The sequence below is a fragment of the Sphingomonas soli NBRC 100801 genome (assembly GCF_001591025.1).
In the GTDB taxonomy this organism is placed as follows: Bacteria; Pseudomonadota; Alphaproteobacteria; order Sphingomonadales; family Sphingomonadaceae; genus Sphingomonas; species Sphingomonas soli.
This window is the reverse complement of record NZ_BCTZ01000003.1, coordinates 1-19,585: the sequence shown is the minus strand read 5'-3', so window position 1 is coordinate 19,585 and position 19,585 is coordinate 1. Positions and strand designations below refer to the sequence as shown.

Annotated in this window: 16 protein-coding genes, 2 tRNA genes and 1 CRISPR repeat array; of the genes, 13 read left to right on the top strand and 5 right to left on the bottom strand. The window is 63.6% G+C overall.

The features are described 5' to 3' along the window. Positions 1 to 152 precede the first annotated feature (152 nt). Together parC and gcvA are read right to left on the bottom strand one after the other, a co-directional pair. Positions 153 to 2,405 (bottom strand): DNA topoisomerase IV subunit A, encoded by a 2,253-nt coding sequence (gene parC, locus SSO01S_RS01855; protein WP_066794337.1) that lies wholly within the window; start codon positions 2,403 to 2,405, stop codon positions 153 to 155. Positions 2,406 to 2,502: 97 nt separating this feature from the next. Next, on the bottom strand, positions 2,503 to 3,396 hold the full coding sequence (gene gcvA, locus SSO01S_RS01850; RefSeq protein ID WP_369404235.1) for a transcriptional regulator GcvA: 894 nt from the start codon (positions 3,394 to 3,396) through the stop codon (positions 2,503 to 2,505). Positions 3,397 to 3,508: 112 nt separating this feature from the next. On the opposite strand from gcvA, the gene SSO01S_RS17430 reads away from it, so the two are divergent. The 9 genes from SSO01S_RS17430 (at position 3,509) to SSO01S_RS01810 (ending at position 10,823) form a co-directional block, all read left to right on the top strand. Further along, the gene (locus tag SSO01S_RS17430; protein ID WP_157073590.1) at positions 3,509 to 3,658 is read left to right on the top strand and encodes a hypothetical protein; all 150 of its coding nucleotides are present in this window, start codon (positions 3,509 to 3,511) and stop codon (positions 3,656 to 3,658) included. A gap of 134 nt (positions 3,659 to 3,792) precedes the next feature. After that, complete coding sequence (locus SSO01S_RS01845) at positions 3,793 to 4,689, top strand: DUF4349 domain-containing protein (RefSeq protein WP_157073589.1); 897 nt, start codon at positions 3,793 to 3,795, stop codon at positions 4,687 to 4,689. A 251-nt stretch (positions 4,690 to 4,940) separates the two neighbouring features. Next, complete coding sequence (locus SSO01S_RS01840; RefSeq protein ID WP_169798299.1) at positions 4,941 to 5,642, top strand: DUF4349 domain-containing protein; 702 nt, start codon at positions 4,941 to 4,943, stop codon at positions 5,640 to 5,642. Positions 5,643 to 5,750: 108 nt separating this feature from the next. Continuing rightward, the gene (purC, locus tag SSO01S_RS01835) at positions 5,751 to 6,530 is read left to right on the top strand and encodes a phosphoribosylaminoimidazolesuccinocarboxamide synthase (protein WP_066794326.1); all 780 of its coding nucleotides are present in this window, start codon (positions 5,751 to 5,753) and stop codon (positions 6,528 to 6,530) included. 168 nt (positions 6,531 to 6,698) lie between these two features. Next, positions 6,699 to 7,931, top strand: a complete 1,233-nt coding sequence (locus tag SSO01S_RS01830; protein WP_066794323.1) for a HupA family protein — start codon at positions 6,699 to 6,701, stop codon at positions 7,929 to 7,931. Further along, a complete protein-coding gene (locus SSO01S_RS01825; RefSeq protein ID WP_066794320.1) occupies positions 7,931 to 9,301 on the top strand; it encodes a surface lipoprotein assembly modifier in 1,371 nt (456 codons plus the stop codon). The genes SSO01S_RS01830 and SSO01S_RS01825 overlap by 1 nt, the downstream gene beginning before the upstream one ends. 78 nt (positions 9,302 to 9,379) lie before the next feature. Further along, positions 9,380 to 9,610 (top strand): phosphoribosylformylglycinamidine synthase subunit PurS, encoded by a 231-nt coding sequence (gene purS, locus SSO01S_RS01820; RefSeq protein ID WP_066794316.1) that lies wholly within the window; start codon positions 9,380 to 9,382, stop codon positions 9,608 to 9,610. After that, positions 9,607 to 10,272 (top strand): phosphoribosylformylglycinamidine synthase subunit PurQ, encoded by a 666-nt coding sequence (gene purQ, locus SSO01S_RS01815; RefSeq protein WP_066794313.1) that lies wholly within the window; start codon positions 9,607 to 9,609, stop codon positions 10,270 to 10,272. Before purS ends, purQ begins: the two co-directional genes overlap by 4 nt. 476 nt (positions 10,273 to 10,748) lie before the next feature. Next, positions 10,749 to 10,823 (top strand) — tRNA-Cys (locus tag SSO01S_RS01810). Between the two features lie 59 nt (positions 10,824 to 10,882). Here SSO01S_RS01810 and SSO01S_RS01805 read toward each other — a convergent pair. The 3 genes from SSO01S_RS01805 to SSO01S_RS01795 all read right to left on the bottom strand — a co-directional run bounded on the left by SSO01S_RS01805 (position 10,883) and on the right by SSO01S_RS01795 (position 12,841). Continuing rightward, positions 10,883 to 11,710: an alpha/beta hydrolase gene (locus SSO01S_RS01805; RefSeq protein WP_066794311.1), complete on the bottom strand. Its 828-nt coding sequence runs from the start codon at positions 11,708 to 11,710 to the stop codon at positions 10,883 to 10,885. A gap of 73 nt (positions 11,711 to 11,783) precedes the next feature. Further along, on the bottom strand, positions 11,784 to 12,110 hold the full coding sequence (locus SSO01S_RS01800; protein WP_066794309.1) for a hypothetical protein: 327 nt from the start codon (positions 12,108 to 12,110) through the stop codon (positions 11,784 to 11,786). Further along, positions 12,110 to 12,841 (bottom strand): queuosine precursor transporter, encoded by a 732-nt coding sequence (locus SSO01S_RS01795; RefSeq protein ID WP_066794304.1) that lies wholly within the window; start codon positions 12,839 to 12,841, stop codon positions 12,110 to 12,112. The genes SSO01S_RS01800 and SSO01S_RS01795 overlap by 1 nt, the downstream gene beginning before the upstream one ends. Before the next feature lie 78 nt (positions 12,842 to 12,919). On the opposite strand from SSO01S_RS01795, the gene SSO01S_RS01790 reads away from it, so the two are divergent. The 4 genes from SSO01S_RS01790 (at position 12,920) to cas2 (ending at position 17,963) form a co-directional block, all read left to right on the top strand. Next, positions 12,920 to 12,996, top strand: a tRNA-Arg gene (locus SSO01S_RS01790). Positions 12,997 to 13,503: 507 nt separating this feature from the next. Next, positions 13,504 to 16,644, top strand: a complete 3,141-nt coding sequence (gene cas9 / locus SSO01S_RS01785) for a type II CRISPR RNA-guided endonuclease Cas9 (RefSeq protein ID WP_066794301.1) — start codon at positions 13,504 to 13,506, stop codon at positions 16,642 to 16,644. Between the two features lie 42 nt (positions 16,645 to 16,686). Beyond that, positions 16,687 to 17,625, top strand: a complete 939-nt coding sequence (cas1, locus tag SSO01S_RS01780) for a type II CRISPR-associated endonuclease Cas1 (RefSeq protein WP_066794299.1) — start codon at positions 16,687 to 16,689, stop codon at positions 17,623 to 17,625. Further along, positions 17,622 to 17,963, top strand: coding sequence for a CRISPR-associated endonuclease Cas2 (cas2, locus tag SSO01S_RS01775; RefSeq protein ID WP_218000321.1), 342 nt, complete (start codon positions 17,622 to 17,624; stop codon positions 17,961 to 17,963). Before cas1 ends, cas2 begins: the two co-directional genes overlap by 4 nt. Before the next feature lie 72 nt (positions 17,964 to 18,035). After that, positions 18,036 to 19,585: direct repeats of the CRISPR family, unit length 36 nt; unit sequence GGCCTAGCAGTTCAGAAATCGCGGGCCAACAGCAAC.

The window sequence follows — 19,585 nt, the reverse complement described above, 5'->3', positions numbered from 1 at the left end:
GAAGTCGGCCCGAAGGCGCGCGGATCCAGCACCGGCGGGGCACGCTCGGTCGTTGGCACGGGCACAGGCTTGGCTCTACGGAACGCCATCCCGCCAGCGCTAAACCCGAAATGGTTAAATCGCTCTGAAGTATCCAGGAATTAGCGCAGCGTTCAGAAGCGGTTGTCGCGCGGGAAACCGGTGGGCGGCATCCGCCCCGCGGCGCCGCGCGCCGCGCGCCATCCCGAAAGATCCGTTTCGGTGCGCATCCGGCCGGTCTCCCCGCCCATCGCCCAGCTAAGCCCCTCGGCCATCTTGAAGGTGGTTGCGTCCGACAGGCCGCCGTCGCGGTAGCGCTGGAGCTGGACGCCCTGCCCGCGCGCCAGCTCGGCAACTTCGGAGAGCGGAAACACCACCAGCTTGCGATTGTCGCCGATCGCCGCGACCATGTCTTCGTCGTCGGCGATGCCGCGCACGACCTTCAGATGCGCGCCTGCGCGGGGGTTCACGACCTGCTTTCCCTTGCGAGTTTCTGCGAGGACGTCCTCTGCCTTGACAACGAAGCCGCGCCCGTCGCTGGCAGCAACCAGCAGGCGCTGCGATGCCGCGGCCCTGCGCAGCGTCACGATCTGGCGATCGCCATCCAGATCGATCATCAGCCGCACCGGCTCACCAAAGCCGCGTCCGCCGGGAAGCTTGTCCGCCGCCAGCGTGTAGAACCGGCCATTGTCCGCCGCGAGCAGCAATTTGTCGGTCGTGTGCGCATGAAAAGCGAGGAAAGGACCATCGCCTTCCTTGAATTTCAGCGCCTCGCCACTCCCCGTCTCGACATGGCCTTTCATAGCGCGAACCCAGCCGCGCTGTGACAGGATGACGGTGATCGGCTCGCGCTCGATCATCGCTTCCAGCGGAATTTCACGAGCGGGTGCCGCTTCCTCGACCGTGGTGCGACGCTTGCCGAGCGGCGTATCAAGGCCATAGCGGACGAGCATCCTGCCCAGGTCGCGCTTCATCCGCGTGCGCTGGCGCGCGTCCGAGGAGAGCAACTGCTCCAGCTCGGCCTTTTCCTTCTCCAGCGCCTCCTGTTCGCGCTTCAGCTCCATCTCCTCCAGCTTGCGCAGCGAGCGCAGGCGCATGTTGAGGATCGCCTCGGCCTGGCGGTCGGTGAGCTGGAATTCGGCCATCATCACCTGTTTCGGCTCATCCTCGGTCCGGATGATCTCGATGACGCGATCGAGATTGAGGAAGGCGATGATATAGCCCGCGACCAGTTCGAGCCTGTCGGCGATCTTGTCGAGCCGATGCTGCGATTTGCGCTGCAAGACGATGAACTGGTGCTGGAGCCACTGGCTGAGCGCTTCGTGGAGGCTCATCACCCGCGGCGTGTGCTGCGCATCGAGAACGTTGAGGTTGAGCGGCACGCGGACTTCAAGGTCCGAGAGGCGATACAGGCTGTGGATCAGATCCTCGGCGCTGACCGTGCGGCTGCGCGGCTCAAGCACAACCCTGATATCCTCGGCGGATTCGTCGCGTACATCGCCCAGGATGGGCAGCTTCTTCTCGTTGATCAGCTCGGCAATGCCCTCGATCAGCTTGCCCTTCTGCACGCCGTAGGGGATTTCGGAGACGACGAGGTGCCAGCCCCCGCCCTTTTCGACCACCTTCTCGATGCGCGCGCGCACGCGAAAGCTGCCGCGCCCGGTATTATAGGCCTCTGCGATCGCCGCCGGGCTGTCGACAACCACGCCGCCGGTCGGGAAATCGGGGCCGGTCACATGCTGCAGCACGTCGGCCTGGGGATTGTCGATCAGCGCGACGGCGGCGTTGATCAGTTCGGCGGCATTGTGCGGCGGAATGCTGGTCGCCATGCCCACCGCGATGCCAGACGCACCATTGGCGAGCAGATTGGGGAACAGGCCGGGAAACAGCTCCGGCTCCTCGTCCTCGCCGTTATAGGTGGCGCGGAAATCGGTCGCATTCTCGTCGAGCCCGTCCATCAGATCGATCGCGACCTGGGTCAGCCGGGCTTCGGTATAGCGATACGCCGCGGCGTTATCGCCATCGATATTGCCGAAATTCCCCTGCCCGTCGACGAGCGGGTAACGCAGTGCAAAGGTCTGGGCTAGGCGGACCATCGCATCATAGACCGACTGGTCACCATGCGGATGGTACTTACCAATTACATCGCCGACGACGCGGGCGCATTTCTTGTAGCCACTCGCCGGATCGAGCTTGAGCAGCCGCATTGCCCAGAGCAAGCGGCGGTGCACGGGCTTCATCCCATCACGGACATCCGGCAGCGAACGCGCCGTGATCGTCGACATCGCATAGACGAGGTAGCGCTCCGAAAGCGCGCTATCGAACGGGACGTCGGTGGGGCCGTCGATGGGGCTGCCGGGATCGGTGATTTCGGTATCAAGAGTCATGAGAGCGCCGCGATAGCAAAGCCATAGCGGCCAAGCCAATCCGGAGCCGGGAAATTATGGGGATAGGTAGAGGCAGGACGCGTCCGCCCGCAAAACATCAGCCCAATACCGGCACCGGGCTCTCTCGGACCATCTCCTCGATCAACCATTCGCGGAAGCGCTTGATCTTGGGCACGTTTCGGCGGCTCTCCGGCGCGACAAACCAATAGGCATAGCCCCGCGTCGTAACCTGATCGAACGGCATCGCGAGGCGACCCTCCGCCAGATCGTTTCGCCAGAAAAAGGGCGTGAGAATCGCGACGCCTTGCCCCGCCATGGCGGCGTGTCCCTCATGCGCCTGACTGTCGAGACGGACTCCGGGGCGCGGCGGACCATCCGGCACATCGACGCCGGCTTCCCGCAGCCACGCCGTCCACCAGGCGTCGTGCGGGCTGATCAGCGGCAGGTGGAGCAGATCGGAGGGCTGCATATCGCCATGACGCGCGAGGAAAGCCGGGCTGACCATGGGCGTAAAATCAACCTCGAGCAGCTTTTCTGCGGCCAGGCCGGGCCAGCCCCCGCGGCCCGCACGGATCGCGCAATCGATCTCGCCGCTCTCCAGATCGGCGATCGTGTCGCTGGTATCGAGCCGCACCGCCATCTCCGGATGCGCCATCTGGAAGCTGCCCAACCGCCAGGCGAGCCAGGCGTTGGCAAACGTATTCGAGGTGGAAATGACGAGCAGACCCTCTTCATCGGCGCGCACCCTGGCAAAAGCCTGATCGATCGCATCGAAAGCGCGGCTAACCTGCGGTGCCGCGCGCGCGCCAGCGTCGGTCAGCACCACGCCGCGTCCCTCGCGGCGAAACAGGCTGGCGCCCAGCCGCTCCTCGAGCAGCTTCACCTGATAGCTGACCGCAGCCTGGGTCATGCCCAGTTCTTCGGCAGCGCGGGTGAAATTGCCGTGACGCGCGGCAGCCTCAAAAACGCGAACGGCGGAAAGAGGGGGCATGCGGCGCATTACCTAGCATAAGCCGTACTTGTCGATTGCGTCCAACGATTTGTTGGCGCTCCGGCTGCGAAACGACCATCTCCGATGCGTCTGAAAATTGAGGAGATCAGAAATGGGACGCGATTTTGACAGCCATAACTGGGCCGACGCCCATCATCATCTGAGCGATTCTGTCGCAACGCTGATTCAAAAGCTGTCTTATGGATTCAAGCGGCTTACCGAGATCCAGTTTGACGCCCCCTGGAAGCACTCGCGCCGCTGACCCGGCTCAACCTTTTGCGCCTCGGGAAGGGCGCGGAGGGATGTGCTTCCCGAAACGGAACGCTCGCTCGTGGCATCCAGTTGGGCGCCGCCCAAAAACCGGTTACTTCCCTGTCAACCAACAGGGAGGACTCGATGCGAGTCGTATGGGCTTTGGCGGCGCTGGCGCTGCTCGCGGGTTGCGACAATGGGACGGCGAAACCCTCCGCAGCCAAGGACAAATCGGAATTCGCCACTGCGGCGGATGCGGAAGCCTTTGCCTCTACCGGCACGGGATTTGATTATCGCTATGCCTATCGCCTGCCCGGCAACCGGGTGAAGGGCGTGCTCCAGTCGAACGCGGATGCGTGCGACCGGCTGGGGCCGGCGCGCTGCCGTATCCTGTCGATGCGCTACCGGGTGGATGATTCGAACCATACCCGCGCGGTGCTGACGATCCGCATTGACCCCTCGATCGCTCGCAATTTTGGCGACGCCGTCACCAACAACGTCACCGGTTCGGACGGCGTGCTGATCGACACGGAAATCAAGGGTTCCGACGCGACCACCCAGGCGCGCAGCACGGCGGTGGTCAACCGCCTGCGCGAGCGGCTGAGCAACGCACAGGGCCTGCGCACGCCCGAAGGGGCAGCACGCGCGCAGCGGATCACTGCGGCGCTGGCGGAAATCGCGGAGAGCGAAGCAAGCCAGGGTCAGACCCTGGCGACAGCGCCTTTGCTGCTCACCTATGAATCGAGCAACGCGCTTACCGGTCTCGGATCATCCAGCGCCAATTTCCGCAATGCGGGACAGACGCTGAACAACTCACTGGCGCAACTGGTGGTGATCCTCGCGGGCGTGGGACCGTGGCTGCTGCTGATGCTGGTGGTGGTGCTTATCCTGCGCTGGATCATCCATGGTCGCCCGGTTGGCAATGGTGACGCCGAGCCCGCCGCCTATCAGCACGGCGATGGCGATTATCACGCGCCTCCGCCCCCCGCTCGCGACAAGCGCACGCTGATGCAACGCTGGTTCGATCGGGACGAAGATTAGCGGTCGGGACCAGCCTTGCCACAATTTCACCGTAAATGTGGCGCGATTGTGTCTTGATTAAGTCATAGCGTTGTGATGGCATTATCTCCCGGACTACGGGAGATAATGCCATCCGCGCCTTAATTGCCCTTTCTGTCGCCACCTTTAGCCTGAGCGCCTGCTCTGCAGACAAGGACAGCACCGCCAGCGAATCCGTCGGAACCGCCGCCACCGCAGACGACGGCGCAAAGGCGGACACCGTCGCAGGAAGCGTGCCACAACTGGCCTACGCTTGGTCGCTCGGCTTCCTCATTCCCGAGGACAAGCTCGCCAGCACGCAGGACCGGCACCGCGGCCTGTGCGAGGATATGGGCGCCGCGCGCTGCCAGATCCTGTCATTGGAGCGCGGCACGGGTACCGATCAGACCGGGGCCGGCTCTCTCAAGCTGCGCGTCGTCAGCAGCGAGGCCCGCGCCTTTTCCAGCGAGCTTTCCAAGGTTATCGAAGATGCAGGCGGCCGTTCCACCGATACGAAGGTGGAGGGCGAGGACGTTTCCAAATCGATCGTCGACACACAGGCACGGATCAAGCAGCGCGAATTGCTCGTGGCGCGGCTCACCGCCGTGTTGCGCACCCGCAAAGGCAGCGTAAGCGAGCTGGTCGAGGCCGAACGGAGCGTCACCGCCGCGCAGGAGGACCTTGAGCAGGCCCACGCCTGGCTGAAAACGCAGCAGGGCCGCGTTGCAATGTCCGAATTCGACATTCGATACCTGGCCATCGCGCCTTCGGCCAATGCAGGCAGCGTCGGCGCGCAACTCGGCGATGCCACCCAGGCATCTGCCGCCACCTTCCTGATCGGGCTGCGCGCCGTCTTCACGCTGGCGATCTACCTGCTGCCGTGGGTGCTGCTCGTCTTCCCGCTGGGGATGCTGGTCCGCTGGCTCCGCCGAAAGGGCGAAAGGACACCCGCCTAACCCTGATTGCGTGGCGGCGGCCCTTCCGATATAGGCCCGGCCATTCCACGGCCCCGGCGCAGACGCGGTCCTCCGCGGCGCCGGGGCCATGTATTTCAGGGGACTCAAATGGCACGCCGCCGGCAGATCTACGAGGGCAAGGCGAAGATCCTCTATGAGGGCCCGGAGCCGGGCACGCTCATCCAATATTTCAAGGACGACGCGACCGCGTTCAACGCCCAGAAAAAGGGCACGATCAGCGGCAAGGGCGTGCTGAACAACCGGATCTCCGAGCATGTCTTTACGCTGCTCGGCAATATCGGGGTACCCACACACTTCATACGCCGTCTCAACATGCGCGAACAACTTATTCGTCAGGTTGAGATCGTGCCCATTGAAGTGGTGGTGCGTAATGTCGTGGCCGGATCGCTCGCCAAGCGGCTGGGGATAGAAGAGGGCACGCCCCTACCCCGCACGATCATCGAATATTATTACAAGGACGATGCGCTCGGCGATCCGATGGTCACCGACGAGCATATCCTCGCTTTCGGCTGGGCCGCGCAGGAAGAACTGCACGACATGGCCGACATGGCGATCCGCGTGAACGACTTCCTGGCCGGTCTTTTCGCGGGAATCGGCATCCGCCTGGTCGACTTCAAGCTCGAATTCGGGCGGATCTGGGATAATGATTATCCGCGCATCATCCTGGCCGACGAAATCAGCCCCGATGGCTGCCGCCTGTGGGACATGACCACCAACGAGAAGCTCGACAAGGACCGGTTCCGCCGCGATCTTGGCGGCGAGGTCGAAGCCTATCAGGAAGTGGCGCGCCGCCTTGGCCTGCTGCCCGAGGGTGAGGATTCTGCGGTTCTCGATCTGGAAACGCACCGGAAGAAGCGCGGGAAGTAACACTCCCGCGCCATCGGATGAAAAGGCAGTAAAGCGGCATCCGAGCCGCGAATAACATGGCCAGGCGCTATAGTTGCGCCCGGGTCATCCCTTTTTACGCTTTGGGCATAAACAGCTTCTTAACCACATCTGCTTACCCCTGCATCGGAACTCTCAGGGGGATTTTCGATGCGTTCGTTCCGCAACCTGGTTGCCCTTTCGGGCGCGGTCACGCTGGCCGCCTGTGGCGGCGACACTCGCCCGCAGACCGTCGGCAGCGCCGCAGCCCCGGTGGGCACGCCCACCCCTACGCACAGCTTCGTCAGCCCCACCGAGAGCAAGACCTATGAAGGTCTCGGGGCGGTCCAGCATTATCAATATTCCACGCTGTCTGACGGCGCAGGACAAGCCGGACAGCTTTACGCGGGCGACGCAAACACGGCGCGCGATAGCGGCATCAGCCTGACCTATAATCCCCGCGACGCGATCTTCGAGCTGACGATCACCCGGCCGAAGGGCATGGTGAACGTCGCGGCCTTCCGCTTCCAGGACCCCGCGCACCGCACGGACTTTGGCGGCGCGATCCAGCCGCAGCCGGGCGTTCCCAATTTCGATTCGGCGCGGCAGATCCAGTATCTGGAGGCAGGCAGCGGCAGCGGTTCGCTGCTATCCCCCGCCAGCGCCTATTATACATCGGGCTATGGCGCCGCAGGATCGACCTATGCGGTGGGTGCGGACGGCTACACCTCGACCAACCAGACATTCTTCTACCAGAAGCCCGGCACCACCACGAAATACGTCACCTATGCCGGTTTCGTGCGCAACACGATCAGCGCCGCCGAGGAGACGCCGACAGGATCGGTCACGCCGCGCCTGCGCGAGAATTACAGCCTGGACCGCGCGGCATTCGTGTTCGGCGAGCGGACCAACAACACCGCCGTGCCCAAGACCGGCTCCGGCACCTATACCGGCGAGATGATCGCATCGGTCGCGTTCAACCCCAATCTCGACACCGATCCCAGCGCCCCTACCTACCTCCAATGGATGCAGGGCACGCACAGCACCGACATCAACTTCGCAACGCTGGCGGTCGCCTCCACCTTCACCGGCACGATGCTGGCACCGACCTATGACGCCTATACCAGCCGCGTGCATTCGCTGCCGACCGGCTCGGTATTCTCGGCGAATGCGATCGGCACGATCGATCTGGTCAACACGGGCGGCTTCACCGGCCGCTTCACCACCGCGACCTTCACCCGGCCCGGCCTGGGCAGCTTCACGCTGCTGATCGCGGGCTCGAGCTTCGACGGCGCATTCTTCGGGCCCAACGGCCAGGAGATCGGCGGCGGCTGGCGCATCGTCGGCGGCACGCCCGATGAGCGGATCGACATCCTCGGCGCCTACACCGGCAAGAAGCCGTAATGCGCTTCCTCGCGGCGTTTGCCCTGTGGGCGGCGCTGCTGGCGCCGGCAGCGGCTGGCGCGCAATCCCTGTCCAACGGATCCCTGCTCGACCAGTGCCGGGCAGAGACCTGCAAGGCCCGGCTGACCCCGGATCAGCTCCTGGGCGAGACGGCCAAGCTGATCGAGGCCAAGCGCTTCGATGAGGCGCGGCCGATGCTTGCCGCGCTCGCGACGGTCCCCGCGTACAAGCTCGAAACCCGCTACCTGAGCGGGCAGCTGGCAGCGGCGCAGGGCCAGCACGCGGCAGCAGCCGAATTCTACATGGCGATCCTTGCCGAAGACCCCTCGCAGACCCGCGTGCGGCTGGAGCTGGGCCGCGAGATGCTGGCGCTCGGCAAATATCAGAGCGCCGACAAGCAGTTTCGTCTGGCCGAGCAGACCGACGACCTGCCCGAGGACGTGGCGCGCACGATCCGCGCGGTGCGCGACGTGATTCGCGCGCGGCGCGCATGGCGGCTCGATCTGGATTTCGGCATCGCGCCGGACAGCAACATCAACAACGCCACCTCGGTGGATCAGGTGAGCATCAATTTCGGCGGCTGGCAGTTACCGCTGACGCTGGATGCGCAGGCAAAGGCGCGATCGGGCACCGGGCAGACCGCCTCGGTTTCGGGCGGGCTGCGCCTGCCGGTTGCGGAGCGCTTTTCGGCACTGATCGATGTGGACGGCAGCGGCAGCAATTATGCCGGAACAGCTTTCGACGACGTGCAGACCCAGGCGGCAGCCGGGGCCGAATACCGGATATCGGAAGGCACCAGCGTATCGCTCCAGGCGTTGACCGCGCGGCGCTGGTATGGCGGGCGGCTGGTCACCAGCCAGTTCGGCATCAAGATCGGCTTCCAGATGCGTCTCAGCAACACTCAGCAGATCGGCGTGCAGCTTGATACGCGCAAGACCGACGCGCGCTTCGACGGCAACTATGACGGTTGGCAGACCGGCCTGTACGCCACCTATGAGCGCGCAGTGAGCAAGAGCCTCGTCGCCTCCGCAGGCGTGTTCGCGCGGCGCGATGCGCTGGTCGCGAAAGTCTATTCGAGCAAGGAACTGGGCGTGATCGCGGGGTTCGGCGGAGAGCTGCCGCATGGCATCACCTTCGGGATCAGCGGCACGGCTAGCCGGGCGGTCTATGACATGCCGATGACGATCTTCTCCAACGACTCCCGCAAGGACTGGCGCTATTCGGCGCGAGCGACGCTGGGCAATCGTTCGATCCGGCTCTGGGGCTTCTCGCCCCAGGTGAGCGCTTCCTATTCGCGGATCGATTCCACCCTGCCCTATTTCGCCAACGACCGGCTGCGCTTCAAATTCGCGGTGGCGCGTTATTTCTAGCGCGCATGCCGCTCTCTTTCCGGGCGCGGGCAGATTTCACGTTGCGAGACTCGGCCCGGCACGCCATAGGGCGCGGCCATGAAGCTGCGCATCATCGTCACCCTAAAGAACGGCGTGCTCGACCCACAGGGCAAGGCCATCCAGCATGCCCTGGGCGGGCTAGGATTCGAGGGCGTCGACGACGTTCGCGCGGGCAAGATCTTCGAGCTGGAGGTCGCGGAGTCGACCAGCGACGCCGCGATCGACGAGATGTGCCGCAAGCTGCTCGCCAACACAGTGATCGAGAATTACCGGATCGAAAAGCAGTGAAGACCGCGGTCATCGTCTTCCCTGGCTCGAACTGCGATCGCGACATCGCAGTCGCACTGGAAAGCGTGACCGGCCGCAAACCCGAAATGGTGTGGCATGGCGAAAGCGAACTGCCCGCCGGCCTGGGCCTGATCGCGCTTCCCGGCGGCTTTTCCTATGGCGATTATCTGCGTTGCGGCGCGATTGCTGCGCGCTCCCCCGTGGTGCGCGCGGTGGTCGAAGCGGCAGGACGCGGGGTGCCGGTGCTCGGCATCTGCAACGGTTTCCAGGTGCTCACCGAAACCGGGCTGCTGCCGGGCGCGCTGATGCGCAACGCCGGGCTGAACTTCGTATGCCGCGATGTGCCGCTCACGGTCGAGACTTCGCAGTCGATCTTCACATCGGCCTATGCTGCCGGGGAAGGCATCACGATTCCGGTCGCGCACCATGACGGCAATTATTTTGCCGACGCAGCGACGCTCGACGAGATCGAAGGCGAAGGACGCGTCGCCTTCCGCTACGCCACCGACGTCAATGGCTCCGCGCGCAGGATCGCGGGCCTACTCAACAAGAGCGGCAACGTGCTGGGCATGATGCCGCACCCGGAACGTCGCATCGAAGCGGCGCATGGCGGCACGGACGGACGCCGCCTGTTCGAAGGGCTCCTCGAAGCGATCGCCTGAGCGGAACAAGCCGATTCCGCCAGCGATTCGCCCCCGGACCTTCTATTCCCCAGATCGGCAAGCCCGCTCAGCCGGACCTCTCAATCGCGTCCGCTCGGCTCCAGACAGGGAGTCTCATTTGCCGCCGCAGCCGCGTCACGGATATTTTTATCCAAATAGGCTTCCCACGGGGATAATTCTCTGCTAGAGAGCGAGCATCATGACCGCAATCCCTCTCTGTTCGCGTCCGCGACCCGCTACCCACCGACATTGACGGATAGCTAGGCTGCGCCCGTCTGACGGGTGCGGTCATAAAGTCAGGCACGCGGTTCAAGCCGGCAAGCCACAGCCTCATGAAATCCCGATTTTTCCGAGCTTTTCTGCTGCCTTCAGGTGTGGCCGAACGCAATATAGTGCGCGGCCGGTTTGTGATTCCGGTGCTAGCGGGTGCAAATCCCGCCGGCCACCCCTGAGGGCAGCGGCTTGGCCCGGCCCGGGTCCGAGTGGCGAAATGGGAACGCAGCGGCTTGCAAACCCGTGAAGAGCCGGTTCGATTCCGGCCTCGGACTCCATTGCCGAACAAACCTATATGGTTTTGTCGGCCGATGCCGCGCGCCCGTCCGCCGCTCTCCTATACGCGAGCCGCGAGCCACACCCCGATATCCGCCATCACGCTTTCCTTGCCGTAATCGGCGAGCAGATCGTGGTAATGGCCCTCATAGAGCTTGAGCGTCTTGTCCGCCGATCCGGCGGTTTCGTAGAAGAACTTGCTGCCTGCGGGCATCGTCGCCTTGTCTTCGGTGCCGTGGAGGATCAGCAGCGGGATGGTGATCGTGGGAAAATCCACGCGCATCCGGTCCGCAGCATATAGCAGCGCGGCGACGGTCGCTGCGGGCTGCTTCTCATTCTGCGTATATGGATCGGCATCCAGCGCCGCGACCCAGGCCGGATCGCGCGAGAAATCCTTGTTATGGAGCTTGAGCACGCCGAGCCTGGGCACGACCTTCCCCAGGAACTTGATGATCGCCAGCGCGAAGGCGGGCGCAGGCACCTGAAATGCGAAGCTCTCGCAGATGAACCCGTCAATCTCGTGCTGGTGATCGAGCACATAGAGCGAGCCCGTCACGCCGCCCGCGCTATGGCCGAGCAGGAAGAGCTTGATCCCCGGATATGTCGCCTTGGCGATCGCAATCGTGCCCGCGACGTCCCCGGCATAATCGGCGGCATCCTCGACATAGAAGCGCCGCCCGTCCGAGCGGCCCCTGCCCCGCAGGTCGAGCGCGAACACAGCGAAACCCTGCTCCGCCAGCCGCTCGGCCGCCCAGAGATACTGCCCGCCATGCGAATTGACGCCGTGGCAGATCACCACCACGGCGCGCGGCGGGCCTTCTGGCCGCCATGCCCGGTAGAAGATGTTGAGCCCGCCCGATCCGGGGAACGTCGCCTCGGTCGCCGCCATGCCTGCCTCCCGTAAGGTCAGACAAGACTGCGCACACCTTCACATTCGCGCAAGTGATTACTGTGCAACCGGTTCAATTGCTGGGGGTGCGGCCAAAAGCCGGAGAGAAGCGCGCGAGCAGCAGGATCGCGCAGGGCCAGAACATCGTGTTCCACACGTCATGCCAATTCGCCCAGAGGTTTATGGGCGTATCGAACGCCACGCTGTCACGCAGATCCCAGGCCTCGCCGATCAGCGCCGCCGCGAGCACCACCGCCAGTGGCTTCCAGCTCCGCACCGGCCATCTGAACGCCAGCGCGACACCGAAGAACAGCAACAGCCCGACATAGATGTGCAGTGCATCCTTCGCGAGATGGACATGATCGATCAGCCAGAATTTGGCCGATTGAAGCGGGCTCATCAGACCTGGGCCGTGAACGGGGTGAAATCAGTATCCTTATCGAAGATGTCCACGCCCTCGCGGCGCTTGAGGAAACCCACCACCAGATAGGTGACCGGCGTCAGGATCACCTCCCACGAAACCTTGAACAGCCATTGGGTGAGGAGCACGGTGATGACGAGTTCATTGGTCCAGCCCGCCGCGCCCCAGAAGGCGAGCGGATAGAAGATCAGGCTGTCCACCCCCTGCCCCGCGATCGTGGATCCGATCGTGCGCGCCCAGAGTGCCTTGCCCCGCGTCCAGACCTTCATCCGCGCGAGCACATAGGAATTGACGAACTCGCCGGCCCAGAACGCGCAGACCGACGCAAGCACGATGCGCGGCACCTGTCCAAAGATCGTCTCGTACGCGCCCTGATTGGTCCAGCTCGGCGCGGGCGGAAGCGCCACCACCACCCACGACATCAGCGCCATGAACAATACCGCGACGGTGCCCGCCCAGATCACCCGCCGCGCGCCCGCATAACCATAGACCTCGGTCAGCACATCGCCGATCACATAAGAGAGCGGGAAGAACAGGATGCCCGCGCCGAACGGCCACCAGACGTCGAACCCCGGCAGCCAGACCTGCGCGACCTTCCCCGCCCCCACCACGTTGGAAAGCAGAATGATCGCAACGAAGGCGGCCATCACGAAATCGAAATAGCGGAAATGGCGCGCAGCCACTTCATGCGCTGAAACCTGAGCCGGCATCGCTTTCCCCCGCGCCAAGTGCGGCCGAGTTTATCGCAGTTTGCACCCCATGCAATCCGCGCTAACGGGATGCGGCGCGCGCCCGTAGCTCAGCTGGATAGAGCACATGCCTTCTAAGCTTGTGGTCGCTGGTTCGAATCCAGCCGGGCGCGCCAATCGCGATTCTGGCCGACGCGCCCGGATTGCCCTTATCCGGTTCGCGCCGGGGACTGCCGCGCGTAAATGCCGTCACGGCGCCTTCTCCCGGCGGAGGAGGCAATGGCACCGTTTTGGCGAAGCTCTGCGCAATCTGCGTTGACATGAGGCAGTGCCGGGCGCAATCTGACCATTCAGAAATCGCGGGCCGGCTGTTAACAAGCAGTCTGACTGCACCAAATAAGGGCGAGGCTACGGCCTCGCCTTTTTTGTTTGAGGGCGCGACACGTCGGCGCGGGGTCTTTCAAAATATGATCTCCGAAAACCTCGCGGAGCGGAGTTCTATCGGCGGTCAGGGAATCTGTTCGATTTTGAACTGTCCGGCGGCTTCTTCCCACAAAGAATATTGACCAATCAACCAATCCACTTAGCGTTACGTTACTTCCACTGACTTGAACCGTGGAGATGGGGGATTTGAGACGGGCGGCTCGCGCGAGTCACTGTCGCGCGTTGGGGGGGGCGAAAGTATGCGGCGGCTGGGGCTTGATATTGGCACGAATTCGATCGGCTGGTCTCTGATCGAAGACGATGCGCGGATTATCGATATCGGCGTCCGCATCTTCTCCGATGGCCGCGACCCGCAGTCGGGAACGTCGCTCGCAGTCGATCGGCGCGAGGCTCGGTCGGCGCGGCGGCGGCGGGACCGCTATATCGGGCGGCGCTCCGCATTCCTGGACGCTTTGGTGGTGCATGGGCTGATGCCCGCGGACACGGACGAGGCGAAGCTGATCGCGGCGCTCGACCCCTATGTTCTCCGCGCCCGGGCGCTCGATGAGAAACTGACGCCGCATGAGATCGGGCGCGCGCTGCTCCACCTCAACCAGCGGCGCGGTTTCAAATCGAACCGCAAGGCCGAGCGCAAGGCGAACGACAATGAGGACGGGAAGATCGCCAGCGGGGCACGTGCGCTGGATCAGGCGATGGCCGAGGAAGGTGCCGATACGCTGGGCCAGTTCCTCAATCGCCGCGAGACGAAGCGCGTGCGAATGGGCGGCGAGCACCAGGAATATGACTTCTACCCGCAGCGCCGCCATGTCGAATATGAGTTCCAGCGCATCTGGGAGGAACAGGCGAAGCATCACCCTGCCCTGCTGACCGAAGCCGCCCGCGCCGCGCTCCACCGCATCCTGTTCTTCCAGCGGCCGCTGAAGGAACAGGAGGTGGGGCTGTGCACCTTCGCGCCCGACGAGCGCCGCCTGGCCAAGGCGCATCCGCTGTTCCAGCAGCGCCGGCTATACGAAGAGGTCAACCAGCTTGAGGTGACGACGCCCGGCGAGGCCAATCGCAAGCTGACGCTGGACGAGCGCGACCGGCTGGTGCGCGAGTTGTCGCACAAGAAGGCGATCCTGTTCACATCGCTGGCGACCAAGATCAAACTGGCGCCCGGACAGAGCTTCAACAAGGCGAGCGAGACGCGGACCCAACTGGCGGGTGACGAGATCCGCGCGGTGCTGGGTGACAAGAAGCGGTTCGGCACCGCGTGGGAGCATTTCGACCGCGACCGGCAGTGGGAGATAATCGAGCGGCTGCTGGACGAGGAGGATCCCGATGCGCTCCACGCCTTTCTGACTCAGGAATGCGGGCTGGACGAGGCGCAGGCGGCGACCACGGCGAAGACTTCGCTGCCCGAGGGATATGGGCGGCTGGGCCCGACGGCGACGGCGCGCATTCTGGACGAGTTGCAGGCCGATGTGATCACCTATGACGAGGCGGTTCGCCGCTGCGGCTGGCATCATTCCGATCACCGCAGCGGCGAGATCCTGCCGCAACTCCCCTATTATGGCGAGCTGCTGAGCCGCGAGATTCCGCCGGGCACGCAGAATCCGAACGATCCGCCCGAGAAGCGCTGGGGCAAGATCACCAACCCCACCGTTCATATCGGCATGCGCCAGCTGGAGAAGCTGGTGAACGCGATCATCGCCGTCCATGGCCGACCCGACCAGATTGTCGTCGAGCTGGCGCGCGAGCTGAAGCTCAACGAAAAGGACAAGGAGGAGCATAACCGCCGCATCCGCCGCGATACCGCTGCGGCGGTGAAGCGGTCCGAAAAGCTGCTCGCAGAAGGATTTCCCGATACCGGCGCAAACCGGATGCTGCTGCGCCTGTGGGAGGAGCTCAATCCCGCCAATCCGCTCGACCGCCGCTGCCCCTATTGCGGCGACCCGATCGGGATGCGGATGCTGTTTTCGGGGGAGGCGGACGTCGACCACATCATCCCCTATTCCCGCTCGCTTGACGACAGCGCCGGCAACAAGGTCGTCGCGCACCGATCCTGCAACCGCGCCAAGGGCAATCGCACCCCTTATGAAAAATGGGGCCATGACGAGGAACGCTGGGAGGTGATTTCGGCGCAGGTGGCGCGCCTGCACAAATCCAAACAGTGGCGCTTCGGCCCCGACGCGATGGCGCGCGCGGAAAAGGACGGCGGCTTTCTGGCGCGGCAACTGACAGACACGCAATATCTGTCGAGGCTTGCCGGCAAGTATCTTGGCAGCCTCTACGCGACCAAGGACGAAGGCAGCGTCTATGTCATTCCCGGCCGAATGACCGCGATGCTGCGGCGGCTGTGGGGGCTGAACGATATCCTGTTCGACCACAATATCGTCGAGAACAAGCACAGCAATGCGCCGAAGAACCGGCTGGACCACCGCCACCATGCGATCGACGCGGCGGTGGTCGCGGTGACGACGCGCGGCCTGTTGCAGCGGATCGCGCGGACGGCGGGCCAGGCCGAGGACAAGAATCTCGATCGGCTCTTCGAAGGGCTGGAGCCGCCCTGGCCCGGCTTTCGCGAGCAGCTGCGCGAGCGGCTGCTTGCCGTGACCGTTAGCCACAAGCCCGATCACGGCCGCAAGGGCAAGCCCGCGCCGGGGCGCGGCATGACCGCTGGTCGGCTGCACAACGACACGGCCTATGGGCTGACCGGCATAACCTCGGCCAAGGGGCTCCCGATCGTGGTGCACCGCGTGCCGCTGGCCAGCCTCAAGCCCGCCGATATCGCAGACCCGGAGCGGATCGAGGATCCCGTGCTGCGCCAGGCGCTCGCCGACGCGACTGCGGGCAAAATGGGCAACGACTTCCAGGCGGCGCTCGAGCGCTTCCGCAAGAACCATCCGCAGTTTGCTGGCATCCGGCGGCTACGCGTGCGGGAACCACTGAGCGTCATCCCGATCAAGGATGCCCAGGGGCGCGTGTACAAGGCCTATAAGGGCGATTCCAATGCGCGCTTCGATGTATGGCGGCTGCCCGATGGGAAATGGGTGTCTGACATCGTCTCTATGTTCGACGCGCACCAGCCCGACCAGGCCGACCGCCGACCGCATCCCGCCGCCAAGAAGGTGCTGAGCCTACGCCAAAACGACATGCTCGCGATCGAGCGCGACGGTGGACTGCGGGAGATTGTGCGGGTGGTGAAGTTCTCAGGTAATGGGCAGATCGCTTTGGCCCGGGACAACGAGGCTGGCCCGCTGAAAGCGCGGGACGCGTCTCCCAACGAGCTTGACCCGTTCAAATATGTCCTCTCCTCGGCGAGCGGGCTGAAGAAGATAAAGGCGCGTCAAGTCCGGGTCGATCCATTAGGGCGCATTCTCGACCCCGGCCCGCGCTGACACGGTGGCCGCCCTCCCCTAGCCTCAGCCGCGGGAGGGCGAGTGGAACGTATCGTCGATATCGGCACCGAGGGGCTGCATCTGTCGTCCCACCGCGGCTTCCTGATCGTGTCGAAGGATCGCGATGAGGTGGGGCGTATCGCGCTGGACGATGTGCACGCGATCATTCTCCACGCGCATGGTTGCACCTGGACCGGTAACCTCGTCGCCGCCCTCGCCGAGCGCGGTAGCCCCATCGTGTTCTGCAACGCGCACCACAGCCCGGTGGCCGTCACGCTGCCTATTGCAGGATTTCATGCCCAGGGTGGGCGGATGCGGGCGCAATGGGAAGCGAGCAAGCCGCTTACCAAGCAACTTTGGCAGCGCATCGTCAAGGCGAAGATCGCGATGCAAGGCGCGCTGCTGGATTTCCATGGCGCGCGCGAGGCCGGGGCATTCGCGCTGCTCGGCCGGCGGGTGCGCTCCGGCGATCCCGAAAATCTCGAGGCGCAGGCGGCGCGGCGCTACTGGCCAGCGCTGATGGGTCCCGACTTCCGTCGCGATCGTAATGCGCCCGGCGCCAACGCCCTGCTCAACTATGGCTATGCGGTGATGCGGGCAACGGTGGCCCGGGCAGTCGTCGCTGCGGGGCTGCATCCGACGATCGGGATCTTCCACGCAAACCGCGGCAATGCCTTCGCATTGGCCGACGATCTGGTGGAGCCATTCCGTCCATTGGTCGATGCGCTGGTTCTGTCGCTGATCGGCCAGGGCGTCGAGAAGCTCGATCCCGCGATCAAGCGCCGCTTCGCCCAGCTGATCGCGTTCGATCTGCGGATCGGAGAGGAAATGTCACCAGTCTCGGTTGCGGCGCAACGCCTCGCCCAGTCCCTGGCGCGCAGTTTTGAAACAAGTGCATCCGATTTGGTGCTGTTTATCCCACCGGCGCATGCAGGGTGGATGAAACTGACCCGCCCGCTGGATCCTTTCGCGGCCGAATGAGCGATGGAACGCATCTCAGCGGCTATAGATTAATGTGGATTTTCGTGATGTTCGACCTGCCCGTTACGACCAAGGAGCAGGCGCGCGAAGCCACCAAATTCCGCGAGTTCCTCCTCGATCAGGGATTCGAGATGAGCCAGTTTTCAGTATATGCTCGGTTCTGCAATGGCCGGGAGAGTTACGATTCGCATCTCAGACGAATCGAACGAAACCTGCCGGAGAAGGGCGATATCCATGTCCTCACCTTTACGGACAAGCAGTATGAAAATATCGTCCGCTTCTCTAGCCAACGCCGCAAACGGCCGCGCAATAATCCTGATCAACTGGCGCTATTCTGATCCGACAGCCGGTTTTTGCCGGGCCGGATGTGAGACTTTCCTGATGGCATACAACAGGTTGGCGGCACATCCGGCCTAGCAGTTCAGAAATCGCGGGCCAACAGCAACCAATCATGGATAAAATCAGCCGGATTGAAGGCCTAGCAGTTCAGAAATCGCGGGCCAACAGCAACAATGCAGGCGCTGCGACCACGACCAACGTCGGCCTAGCAGTTCAGAAATCGCGGGCCAACAGCAACATCCCGGAGCGACAGGCCGCGCGCCAGCCGGCCTAGCAGTTCAGAAATCGCGGGCCAACAGCAACGAGATGATCCGCTTCGTCGCCGGCGTCGGCGGCCTAGCAGTTCAGAAATCGCGGGCCAACAGCAACTCAAGCTTTCGCTCTCCGTTGTGGATTGAGGGCCTAGCAGTTCAGAAATCGCGGGCCAACAGCAACGCCCTCTCGATGATCATGACCAACGATGGTGGCCTAGCAGTTCAGAAATCGCGGGCCAACAGCAACTGGTCGCGGTCGCGGACGAGAGTCAGGGCAGGCCTAGCAGTTCAGAAATCGCGGGCCAACAGCAACAGGCCCAGCAACAGGAGCGCATGGCGGCCAGGCCTAGCAGTTCAGAAATCGCGGGCCAACAGCAACATTCGAAGGCTTGGGGCGAGTTCCGCGTCTGGCCTAGCAGTTCAGAAATCGCGGGCCAACAGCAACAGAACAGGTGACGCGCCTTTGCGCGCGGAGGCCTAGCAGTTCAGAAATCGCGGGCCAACAGCAACCTGGCCGGAGTGCGTTCTCAATCCCGCTAGGCCTAGCAGTTCAGAAATCGCGGGCCAACAGCAACCTTCACGCGCGAGACTTCGCGGTAGATCTTGGCCTAGCAGTTCAGAAATCGCGGGCCAACAGCAACCGGCAATCGAGGAAATGGTGCGGCCCATCGGGCCTAGCAGTTCAGAAATCGCGGGCCAACAGCAACTGCCATCCTGCAAGGCGGTGGCGAATTGAGGGCCTAGCAGTTCAGAAATCGCGGGCCAACAGCAACAGCCTGGGTATCGGCACCAACCGGCTCGGTGGCCTAGCAGTTCAGAAATCGCGGGCCAACAGCAACAAAGACGAGGTGCAGCAGTGAAGCTCCAGGGGCCTAGCAGTTCAGAAATCGCGGGCCAACAGCAACCGGCTGTAAACAAGGCCGTTGGGGGCGTCTGGCCTAGCAGTTCAGAAATCGCGGGCCAACAGCAACTATGTCCGCAAGGTTGGCGCCAAGACACTGGGCCTAGCAGTTCAGAAATCGCGGGCCAACAGCAACATTCCCATGCGCGGCGCCCAGGGCTTCTGGGGCCTAGCAGTTCAGAAATCGCGGGCCAACAGCAACAGAACGCCGCGCGCGTGCTCGACGAAGTCGGGCCTAGCAGTTCAGAAATCGCGGGCCAACAGCAACTCACGCGCATCGGTCCGCTCGGCCAGGTCGGGCCTAGCAGTTCAGAAATCGCGGGCCAACAGCAACGGGCCGGTGATGCGAATGCGCTTCATGCTAGGCCTAGCAGTTCAGAAATCGCGGGCCAACAGCAACACTTCGTGAAGACGGCAAGGGCAACTACGAGGCCTAGCAGTTCAGAAATCGCGGGCCAACAGCAAC

Bases quoted from the DNA above. Each gene is read 5' to 3' on its own strand.
- gcvA (WP_369404235.1), bottom strand. From the start codon at position 3,396: ATGCCCCCTCTTTCCGCCGTTCGCGTTTTTGAGGCTGCCGCGCGTCAC.
- SSO01S_RS01830 (WP_066794323.1), top strand. From the start codon at position 6,699: ATGCGTTCGTTCCGCAACCTGGTTGCCCTTTCGGGCGCGGTCACGCTG.
- purS (WP_066794316.1), top strand. From the start codon at position 9,380: ATGAAGCTGCGCATCATCGTCACCCTAAAGAACGGCGTGCTCGACCCA.
- SSO01S_RS01825 (WP_066794320.1), top strand. From the start codon at position 7,931: ATGCGCTTCCTCGCGGCGTTTGCCCTGTGGGCGGCGCTGCTGGCGCCG.
- SSO01S_RS01795 (WP_066794304.1), bottom strand. From the start codon at position 12,841: ATGCCGGCTCAGGTTTCAGCGCATGAAGTGGCTGCGCGCCATTTCCGC.
- cas9 (WP_066794301.1), top strand. From the start codon at position 13,504: ATGCGGCGGCTGGGGCTTGATATTGGCACGAATTCGATCGGCTGGTCT.
- SSO01S_RS01800 (WP_066794309.1), bottom strand. From the start codon at position 12,110: ATGAGCCCGCTTCAATCGGCCAAATTCTGGCTGATCGATCATGTCCAT.
- parC (WP_066794337.1), bottom strand. From the start codon at position 2,405: ATGACTCTTGATACCGAAATCACCGATCCCGGCAGCCCCATCGACGGC.
- SSO01S_RS01845 (WP_157073589.1), top strand. From the start codon at position 3,793: ATGCGAGTCGTATGGGCTTTGGCGGCGCTGGCGCTGCTCGCGGGTTGC.
- cas2 (WP_218000321.1), top strand. From the start codon at position 17,622: ATGAGCGATGGAACGCATCTCAGCGGCTATAGATTAATGTGGATTTTC.
- purC (WP_066794326.1), top strand. From the start codon at position 5,751: ATGGCACGCCGCCGGCAGATCTACGAGGGCAAGGCGAAGATCCTCTAT.
- SSO01S_RS17430 (WP_157073590.1), top strand. From the start codon at position 3,509: ATGGGACGCGATTTTGACAGCCATAACTGGGCCGACGCCCATCATCAT.
- SSO01S_RS01805 (WP_066794311.1), bottom strand. From the start codon at position 11,710: ATGGCGGCGACCGAGGCGACGTTCCCCGGATCGGGCGGGCTCAACATC.